The organism is Roseateles sp. P5_B10, from assembly GCF_056400485.1.
This window is the reverse complement of record NZ_JBFULE010000314.1, coordinates 1-5,811: the sequence shown is the minus strand read 5'-3', so window position 1 is coordinate 5,811 and position 5,811 is coordinate 1. Positions and strand designations below refer to the sequence as shown.

General features: G+C 69.3%; 6 protein-coding genes. All 6 read right to left on the bottom strand.

The window, feature by feature from the left end:
* Nucleotides 1-1,379 (bottom strand): UxaA family hydrolase (locus AC1DU6_RS17945; RefSeq protein ID WP_477858670.1); only part of this gene is annotated, 1,379 nt, incomplete at its 3' end.
* Nucleotides 1,369-1,698, bottom strand: a complete 330-nt coding sequence (locus tag AC1DU6_RS17940) for an L-rhamnose mutarotase (RefSeq protein ID WP_056197501.1) — start codon at nucleotides 1,696-1,698, stop codon at nucleotides 1,369-1,371. The genes AC1DU6_RS17940 and AC1DU6_RS17945, both read right to left, overlap by 11 nt.
* Before the next feature lie 14 nt (nucleotides 1,699-1,712).
* Nucleotides 1,713-2,843, bottom strand: a complete 1,131-nt coding sequence (locus AC1DU6_RS17935; protein ID WP_457322478.1) for a mannitol dehydrogenase family protein — start codon at nucleotides 2,841-2,843, stop codon at nucleotides 1,713-1,715.
* A gap of 157 nt (nucleotides 2,844-3,000) precedes the next feature.
* Nucleotides 3,001-4,011, bottom strand: coding sequence for a zinc-binding alcohol dehydrogenase family protein (locus AC1DU6_RS17930; protein ID WP_457322476.1), 1,011 nt, complete (start codon nucleotides 4,009-4,011; stop codon nucleotides 3,001-3,003).
* 4 nt (nucleotides 4,012-4,015) lie between these two features.
* A complete protein-coding gene (locus AC1DU6_RS17925; protein ID WP_477858668.1) occupies nucleotides 4,016-4,864 on the bottom strand; it encodes an amidohydrolase family protein in 849 nt (282 codons plus the stop codon).
* A complete protein-coding gene (locus AC1DU6_RS17920; RefSeq protein WP_477858672.1) occupies nucleotides 4,864-5,808 on the bottom strand; it encodes an aldo/keto reductase in 945 nt (314 codons plus the stop codon). The genes AC1DU6_RS17925 and AC1DU6_RS17920 overlap by 1 nt, the downstream gene beginning before the upstream one ends.
* Nucleotides 5,809-5,811: the final 3 nt, after the last annotated feature.

Sequence of the window (5,811 nt, the reverse complement as noted above, 5' to 3'; positions counted from 1 at the left end):
GCATTGAAGTYCATGTCCAGGGGCATGCGCTCGAACAGGCGGCTGTTGGTGGCGAGCTTCAGTGAAGGCGTGGGCTTGCAGCCATAGGTCGAGCCACGCCCCGTCGTGAAGCAGATCAGGTTGGCGCCACCGGCCACCTGGCCCGTGGCTGACACGGGGTCGTAGCCCGGCGTGTCCATGAACACCAGGCCGTGCGCCTGAACGGGCTGCGCGTACTCGACCACGTCGTTGAGCGTACTGCTGCCGCCCTTGGCCACGGCGCCGAGCGACTTCTCGAGGATGGTGGTGATGCCGCCCGCCTTGTTGCCGGGCGACGGGTTGTTGTTCAACTGCGCGCCGTGCAGGGCGGCATACGTCTCCCACCACCGGATGCGGGCCAGCAGCCGCTCGGCCACTTCAGGTGATGCGGCGCGCGCGGTGAGCAGATGTTCGGCGCCGTAGATCTCGGGCGTCTCCGACAGGATGGCCGTGCCGCCGTGGCGCACCAGCAGGTCCACTGCGGCGCCCAGGGCCGGGTTGGCGCTGATGCCGGAATAGCCGTCCGAGCCACCACATTGCAGGCCGATGACGAGATGGGACAGCGCCACGGTGCTGCGCCGGGCGGCGCTTGCCTGCGCGGCCAGTTCACGGACGAGCTGCTTGCCGTGCTCGACGGCTTCGCGCGTGCCGCCAGCCTGCTGGATCGTCAGCGTGTGGATGCGTTCACGCGCTGCAGCAGGCAGGCCCTGCACCAGCGGATCGACCTGATTCACTTCGCAGCCCAGGCCGATCAGCACCACGCCGGCAAAGTTGGGGTGGGTCGCGTAACCGCGCAGCGTGCGGCGCAGCAGCTCCAGGCCTTCGCCTTCGGCGCTCATGCCGCAGCCGCTTCCGTGCGTGATGGCGACCACGCCGTCCACGCCAGGGAAGGCAGCCAGCGCCTCGCCACTGAAAGCCTGGGCGATGGCCTTGCAGACGGTCGCCGAGCAGTTCACGCTGGAAAGCACGCCGATGTAGTTGCGCGTGCCGACACGGCCGTCATTTCGCACGAATCCCTCGAAACTGGCCGCCTCGCCAGCGGCCAGTGGCGCTGCGGGCGAGCGGCTGGCCGCCTGGGGTGGCGCTTCCTTGGCCATGTCGACGTTGTGCACGTGCACATGGTCACCGGCCTGGATGGTGGTGCTGGCCACGCCGATGGGCTGGCCATACTTCAGCACGACCTCGCCGGGCGCGATGGCGCGCAACGCGATCTTGTGGCCCGCGTCGATGGCAGTGCGAACACGCAAGACAGCACCACCCGGTGCAGCGATTTCTGCGTTTTCCGCCAGTGCCACGCGCGCCACGGCGACGTTGTCGCTGGCGTGCAGCAGGATCAGCGGCGGCGCTTCGTCAGTCGACATGGAAGACGCACTCCATGGCTGCCCAGTGCTCGCCAGGCGCGCGGCTTTCCAGTGGACGCTGGCAGGGGCTGCAGAAGGTCCACCAGCGGCGGGTTTCGGCGTCGGCGGCGATGGCCGCCATGTCGGCCTCGTAGTCGCTGCCGTGGTATTCCCAGCAGCCGAACAGCAGGTTCTCCGGCTCGCGCAGGAAGATGCTGTAGTTGCGGATGTTGGAGGCGGCCAAGCGTGCCAGCACCGCGGGCCAGACGGCCGCGTGCAGGCGCTTGTATTCGGCGATGCGGTCCGGCTCGATGCCGATCACCATGCCCATGCGTTGCATTGCTTGCTCCTTGTTCATTGCGCTGCCAGCGCGGCGTTCAGCCGGGGCTGCACCAGGCCGGGTGCATGCAGCCGTGCTAATTCAACCACTGGACGCAGGCGCCGTGATTTTTTCTGTTCATGGTTCTGCGCGATGTCGGCCAGCCGGTGGGCCAGGAAGGGGTTCAACAGCCGTTCGCGCAGGGCAACCAGGTAGTCCCGCGCCTGATCGCCCTGGCCCAGCGCGTCGAACACCGGCAGCACCTCCTGCTGCCAGGCGGCTTCGAGCGGCTCGCGCAGCGCCGGGTCCTGCATGGCCTGCAGCACTGTCATGTCGGTTGCAAGGCGGCCCTTCTGCCATTGCTCGGCGAGCAGTGTGTGGCCCAGGTTGAGCAAGAAGAGCTTGAGTCGTTCGAAGCGCGCGAGATCGTCGGTGAGGACGACGTCGGGATGCCGACAAGGCAACTGCAGCCGCGGCTGCGCCTCGACGGCCCACAGCGCATAGGGCTCGGCCACGGCGCCGACCGGCTCCAGGGGCTCGGACACGATGCGATCCACCAGCGAATTGGCCCACACCGGCCGGGCCAGCAGCCAGTCGATGAAGGCCGGCTTGCACTGCCATTGGCGAGCCAGCGCCACGACGAGGTTGCGCAGCGCATCGCCGTTGCGCGACACCAGCTCGCAGGGCAGCAGCGTCAGCTCGGCGTCKGGCTGCGCCTGCCAGCGGTCGTGCAGCAGCACGAGCAGCTTGGCGGGGAAGGCCGAGGGCGCCGCGGCGTCGCCGGGCAGCAGGGCGGCGCCGTCAGCCGGGTTCAAGGCCCAACCGCCGTCGCCGGTGTTGGAAACGATCACCTGCACCGGCCCGCGCATCCGCGCGCGCACGGCGGGCCAGTCCGTAGTGGCATGGAAGGCTTCGCGCACGGAGCGGCACGTTCTGCGCTCTTCCACGGGCTGGCCCTGCGCCAGGCCGCGCACGATGACGTCAAAGCCTTCAGCGCGTGCCATGGCCCGGGTGCGCATCGTGCTGGCCGGGCTGCCGGTGCTCTGTACCACCGTGATGCCGCCTAGCGCCTCGCCCCGCTCGGCGGCTTCGCTGACGAAAAGATCGACATGGGCCTGCAGGAAGCGGCTGGTGCCGAACTGCAGGATGGGCTGGCCTGGGTTCATGGGTGCCGAGCGGTTTCGAATTCAGGCATCGCGGGCCGAGCGCCGGGCCGCTCCCAAGCCGGCCCGCCAGGGCGATGTGCTTGCCGGTCGAACCGGCAAGCATCGCCGTCCTCTCGGGGGACCGGYCAAGGTACTCCTTGGACGAGGGGCTTCATGCTCAGCACTCGACGATGGCCTTGATGACGCCTTCGGCAGGATCCAGCAGGCGCGGAAAGCCGGCGGGTACATCGGCCAGCGTCAGCCGGTGCGTGGCCAGCGCCACATCGGGCACCAGACCCTCGCGCATCGCCTTCATGACGGTCTCGAAGTCTTCCGTCGTGGCGTTGCGGCTGCTGAGCAGCGTGGCCTCGCGCTTGTGGAACTCCGGGTCGGAGAAGCGGATGTCGCCCTGCACGATGGACACCAGCACATAGCGCCCGCCATGGGCGATGAAGCGAAAGCCGCGCTCCATGGCGCCTGGGTTGCCGGTGGCGTCGAACACCACGTCGAAGAACTCACCCTCGGTGAGCTGCGACAGTTGCGCCTCGTCGCCTTCACCCAGGGCCACGGCCGCAGTGGCGCCGGCATGGCGCAGCGCGAAATCGAGGCGGTCCTGGCGGCTGTCGAGGGCGGTGACGACGGCGCCACGCAGGCGGGCGAACAGCATTGCACCGATGCCGATGGGGCCTGCGCCCACCACCAGCACGCGCTGGCCGGCCGCAACCTCGCCGCGCCGGACCGCGTGTGCGCCGATGGCCAGGAACTCCACCATCGCGGCTTGGTCCAGCGTGATGCCATCGGCCTTGCCGACGAAGCGCTGCGGCACGCTGACATATTCGGCAAAGGCGCCGTCGCGGTGCACACCCAGCACCTGGATGCGCACGCAGCAGTTGGTCTTGCCCTGGCGGCAGGCGATGCAGTGGCCGCAGGACAGGTAGGGCATCACGTAGACCGCGTCGCCCGGCTTCAGGCCGCTGTCAGCGTCGGCTTCCTCCACGATGCCCGAGAGCTCGTGCCCCATGACGCGCGGGTAGCTGAGGTAGGGCTGGTGGCCGGTGAAGATGTGCAGGTCTGTGCCGCACACGCCCACGCGCTTCACGCGCAGCAACACCTCCGCGGGGCCGCGCTCGGGGCGAGGGCGTTGGTGAGCGACGAGAACGCCGGGGGATTCGCAGGAAACAGTCAACATGGTTCTAGGTGGTGGAGGCGAGGCGGTAGAGGCGAGCGGCATTGCCTCCGAAAAGCGCCTGCAGGTCGTCAGGTTGGGGAACCGGGTGGAATTGGCGGGCCAACTGGTGGGCGAGCTGCCACCAGTCGGCATAGTCGGCAGCCAGGCGCAGCACGGGCCAGTCGCTGCCCCATAGCAGGCGGCGCGGGCCGAACAGCGTCCAGAGCGCCTGGGCGTAAGGGTGCAGGGCCGCCGCATCGCCGCGCTCGCCTGCCTCGGTCAGCAGGCCCGAGAGCTTGCAGTGCACCTGGGGGAAGGCGGCCAATGCGGCCATGTGGTTTTGCCAGGGCTCGATCTCGCCGCGCGCGATGAAAGGTTTGGCGGCATGGTCGATGACGATGGGTAGGGCCGGGTGGCGCGCGGCGAATCGGGCCAGGGCCGGCAACTGGCGCGGCAGCACCAGCGCGTCGAACACCAGGCCATGGCGCTGCATGGCCTCGGCGGCCGGGCTGCAGGCCGGGTCGGCGATCCAGTTGTCTTCGGGCAGGTCCTGCAGCATCGGGCGCAGGCCCTTGAGCAGCGGGTGGCGGGCCAGCGCGGCGATCTGCTCGGCCGCATCAGCGGCCTTGAAGTCCACCCAGCCAACGACCCCGCGCACCCAGGGCGTGCGCTCGGCAAGTGCCAGCATCCAACGGGTGTCGTCGATGCTCGGCAAGGACTGCACGAGCACGGTGGCGTCAATGCCGGCGGCCTGCAGGTGGGGTGCGAGATCCTCGGGGCCGAAGTCGCGGTGGATGGCCTGCAGCGAGGCGGGCGGCCATTGGCCCTCGCGATCGGCCAGGCGCCAGAAGTGCTGATGTGAGTCGACCTTCATCAGTCGTCCTGGGGCCCGCGCTCGGGCAGGGGCGCATTGCCGGCAATGAGGCCACGGCCGCGCAACCGATGCCAGAGCTCGCGCGGGATGGCGCGCTCCAGCCAGGCGGCGTTGGCTGCGACCTGTTCAGGCGAGCGCATGCCCGCCAGCACGCTGACCACGGCCGGATGCGCCAGCGGAAACTGCAGCGCCGCGGCCTGCAGCGGCACGCCGAACTCGGCGCWGGTTCCGTCCAGGGCCTGCGCCTGGCGCATCACCTGCGGTGGCACGCCGCCATAGTTGTACTTGGCCTGCCCGGCCAGCAGCCCCGAATTGAAGGGGCCGCCAATGACAACGCGCACGCCCGCCGTTGCGCATTGGTCCAGGAAGGCCAGGCTGCCCTGTTCCAGCAGCGTGTAGCGGCCGGCCAGCAGCACGCAATCCAGCGGTGCGGCGGCAATGGCGTCCTGCGCCACTTCCCATTCGTTCACACCCAGGCCGATGGCCCGCACGACGCCCTGGCTGCGCAACTCCTCCAGTGCTCGGAAGCCACCGGTGGTCAGCGCGTGCCAATGGAGGTCGTGCTGGTCGCCGTGGGTCAGGCGGCCGATGTCGTGGACGAGCAGCATGTCGATGCGCGCCAGTCCCAGTCGCTGCAGGCTGTCCTCGAAGGAGCGCAGCACGCCGCTGTAGCTGTAGTCGTACACCGGGCGAAAGGGCAGGGGATTGGCCCAGCCGTCGCTGCCGGCCGCCACCTTCGGGTCGGGATGCATGAGGCGCCCAACCTTCGTGGACAGCACGAAGCTGTCCCGCGGCTGGCGCGACAGAAACTCGCCGACGCGGCGTTCGCTGCGCGTGTAGCCGTAGAAAGGGGCCGTGTCGAAATAGCGCACGCCAGCGGCCCAGGCGGCATGCAGCGTCGCGATGGCCGTGGCGTCATCCACGGCCTCGTAAAGGCCGGCCAGGGC

Excerpts from the sequence above, each read along its gene's own strand:
- AC1DU6_RS17940 (WP_056197501.1), bottom strand. The coding sequence starts at position 1,698 with ATGCAACGCATGGGCATGGTGATCGGCATCGAGCCGGACCGCATCGCC.
- AC1DU6_RS17930 (WP_457322476.1), bottom strand. The coding sequence starts at position 4,011 with ATGTTGACTGTTTCCTGCGAATCCCCCGGCGTTCTCGTCGCTCACCAA.
- AC1DU6_RS17925 (WP_477858668.1), bottom strand. The coding sequence starts at position 4,864 with ATGAAGGTCGACTCACATCAGCACTTCTGGCGCCTGGCCGATCGCGAG.